Origin of the sequence: Microbacterium sp. ISL-103 (genome assembly GCF_018613995.1) — a bacterium.
Classification (GTDB): Bacteria; Actinomycetota; Actinomycetes; order Actinomycetales; family Microbacteriaceae; genus Microbacterium.
Map to the genome: position 1 here is coordinate 1 of NZ_JAGGPD010000284.1, position 3,003 is coordinate 3,003.

Consider the following 3,003-nt stretch of genomic DNA (forward strand, 5'->3'; position numbering starts at 1 on the left):
CGTCTTCACCGCTCGCTGAGGCTCGGAGCGCCGCTACTTCTTGCCGCCGCCGAGGAGGCCGCCGAGCAGATCGCCGATGCCGCCTCCGCCCGAGGACTTGCCGCCGCCGAGGAGCCCGCCGAGCACGTCGCCGATGCCGCCTCCGCCCGAGGACTTGCCGCCGCCGAGAAGGCCGCCGATGACGTCGCCGATGCCGCCGCCACCGGACGGCGCTTCGGCCGCCTCGGACTTCGCGGTCTTGTCTTTGGTGGCGTTGGCGATCAGGCCCATCACGATCGGCGCGAGGATCGGGAGGAGCTTGCCGAAGTCGATGCCTGCCGTCTGCGGGGACTCGGTGAGCTTCTGCGTGACCTTCTTCTCGTCGTCGCCGAGGATGTGCGAGACGATCTTGCCGCCGTCGGCCTGATCGATGTCGTCGACCTTCGCCGCACCCGTCGTGCCCTGGTGGCGCTTGAGCGCGTTCTCGATCGCCGAGGAGCCCTCGCTCGTCGAGGCGTTCTTCGCGAGGCCGCCGAGAAGCACGGCACCACCCTGCTCGACGCCTGCCTTGGCGACGTCCGGGGACACGCCGAGCTTCGCGGCGATGTCATCGATCGGGACCTGCTTCAGGATGTCGTCGAGAGCCATGGGAGGTTCCTTCCTTCGGGGGCATCCGCCCGTGTCACCGCCAGAGTAGTGCGGATGCTGCGGGCGCACCCGGAATTCTGGTCGGCGATCTGCGGACGATGGACGGGAGCATCGGGCGAGTCACCTAAAATCGATCCATGCGCGCCGCGGAAATCCAGGATGACCTTGCTCAGATCCTCGTCACAGAGGAGGAGATCATCGCGAAGCTCGACGAGCTCGCGACTCAGGTCGCCGCCGACTACGAGGGCAAGGACCTGATCCTGGTCGGCGTGCTCAAGGGCGCGGTGATGGTCATGGCCGACTTCGCCCGTGCTCTGCCGTTCCATGCGCCGATGGACTGGATGGCCGTCTCGAGCTATGGCGCCAGCACGAAGTCGAGCGGTGTCGTGCAGATCCGCAAAGACCTCGACACCGACCTCAACGGCAAGCACGTGCTGATCGTCGAGGACATCATCGACTCGGGGCTCACGCTCAGCTGGCTGCTCGAGAACTTCGAGTCGCGCGGCGCGGAGTCGATCGAGGTGCTCGCGCTCCTGCGCAAGCCTGAGGCCGCGAAGGTGGTCATCGACTGCAAGTACGTCGGTTTCGACATCCCCACCGACTTCGTCGTGGGCTACGGACTCGACTACGACGAGCGCTACCGCAACCTGCGCGATGTCGCGGTGCTGGCGCCGCACGTCTACAGCTGATCCGGGGCCGCGGGGCACCGCTACGCCGTGGGTGAACGCACAGCGGTCACCTAGGGCGTGCGCGATACGCTGATCCGACCATGGATGTCAAGAAGCTCACTCGGAATCCGCTGATCTACGTCGCTCTGATCGGTCTGCTGCTGTTCGGCGGCTTCCTGCTGATCTCGAACCTCGGCGCGCCGAAGCAGATCACGACCCAGGAGGGTCTGAAGCTGCTCGGCGGCGAGTCCGTCACCGAGGTCGTCAACACCGACGGCGACCAGCGTGTCGACATGACGCTGTCGAAGGCGTTCGAGGGCGCAGACAAGGTGCAGTTCTACTACGTCGCGAAGCGCGCGCCGACGAGGTCGTGACGGCGATCAACGACGCCGACCCGAAGGACGGCTTCAATGACGCCGTCCCGCGCGCGACCTGGTTCGACGGCATCCTCTCGCTGCTGCTTCCGCTGGTGCTGCTCGGCCTGCTGTTCTGGTGGCTGCTCTCGTCGATGCAGGGCGGTGGCGGCAAGGTCATGCAGTTCGGCAAGTCCAAGGCGAAGCTCGTCAACAAGGAGACCCCCACGGTCACCTTCGCCGACGTCGCCGGCGCAGACGAGGCCATCGAAGAGCTCCACGAGATCAAGGAGTTCCTGCAGGACCCGGCCAAGTTCCAGGCCATCGGCGCCCGCATCCCGAAGGGCGTGCTGCTGTACGGCCCTCCCGGAACCGGAAAGACGCTGCTCGCCCGCGCCGTCGCCGGTGAGGCAGGCGCCCCCTTCTACTCGATCTCCGGATCGGACTTCGTCGAGATGTTCGTCGGCGTCGGCGCATCCCGTGTGCGCGACCTGTTCAACCAGGCGAAGGAGAACTCGCCTGCGATCATCTTCATCGATGAGATCGACGCCGTCGGTCGCCATCGCGGCGCCGGTATGGGCGGCGGAAACGACGAGCGAGAGCAGACGCTCAACCAGATGCTCGTCGAGATGGACGGCTTCGACCCGAACGCGAATGTCATCGTGATCGCGGCGACGAACCGCCCCGACATCCTCGACCCCGCGCTGCTGCGCCCCGGCCGCTTCGACCGACAGATCGGTGTCGACGCTCCCGACCTGCGCGGCCGCCAGAAGATCCTCGAGGTGCACAGCAAGGGCAAGCCGCTTGCGAAGAGCGTCGACCTCGAGGTCGTCGCCCGCAAGACACCCGGATTCACCGGTGCCGATCTCGCCAACGTGCTCAACGAGGCAGCGCTCTTGACCGCACGCTCGAACGCGCAGCTGGTCGACAACCGTGCTCTGGACGAGGCCATCGACCGCGTCATCGCCGGCCCGCAGCGTCGCACCCGCGTGATGAAGGACAAGGAGAAGCTCATCACCGCGTACCACGAGGGCGGACACGCTCTCGCTGCTGCGGCGATGAACTACACCGACCCCGTGACGAAGATCACGATCCTGCCGCGTGGCAAGGCTCTCGGGTACACGATGGTGCTGCCGCTCGATGACAAGTACTCCATCACCCGCAACGAGCTGCAGGACCAGCTCACGTACGCGATGGGCGGACGTGTCGCCGAGGAGATCGTGTTCCACGACCCGACGACCGGTGCCTCGAACGACATCGAGAAGGCCACCTCGACCGCTCGCAAGATGGTGATCGAGTACGGCATGACGACGCAGGTCGGTCCGGTCAAGCTCGGCTCCGAGGGCGGCGACGTG

2 protein-coding genes and 1 pseudogene are annotated in these 3,003 nt (G+C 66.3%); 2 read left to right on the top strand and 1 reads right to left on the bottom strand.

The window, feature by feature from the left end; genetic code table 11:
* Positions 1-33: 33 nt before the first annotated feature.
* The gene (locus J7E68_RS11170) at positions 34-627 is read right to left on the bottom strand and encodes a DUF937 domain-containing protein (RefSeq protein WP_215172598.1); all 594 of its coding nucleotides are present in this window, start codon (positions 625-627) and stop codon (positions 34-36) included.
* 137 nt (positions 628-764) lie between these two features.
* Here J7E68_RS11170 and hpt point away from each other — a divergent pair, with 137 nt between their 5' ends.
* Together hpt and ftsH are read left to right on the top strand one after the other, a co-directional pair.
* Positions 765-1,316, top strand: a complete 552-nt coding sequence (hpt, locus tag J7E68_RS11175; protein WP_215172600.1) for a hypoxanthine phosphoribosyltransferase — start codon at positions 765-767, stop codon at positions 1,314-1,316.
* A gap of 80 nt (positions 1,317-1,396) precedes the next feature.
* A pseudogene (gene ftsH / locus J7E68_RS11180) lies at positions 1,397-3,003 on the top strand (ATP-dependent zinc metalloprotease FtsH); the annotation flags it as partial.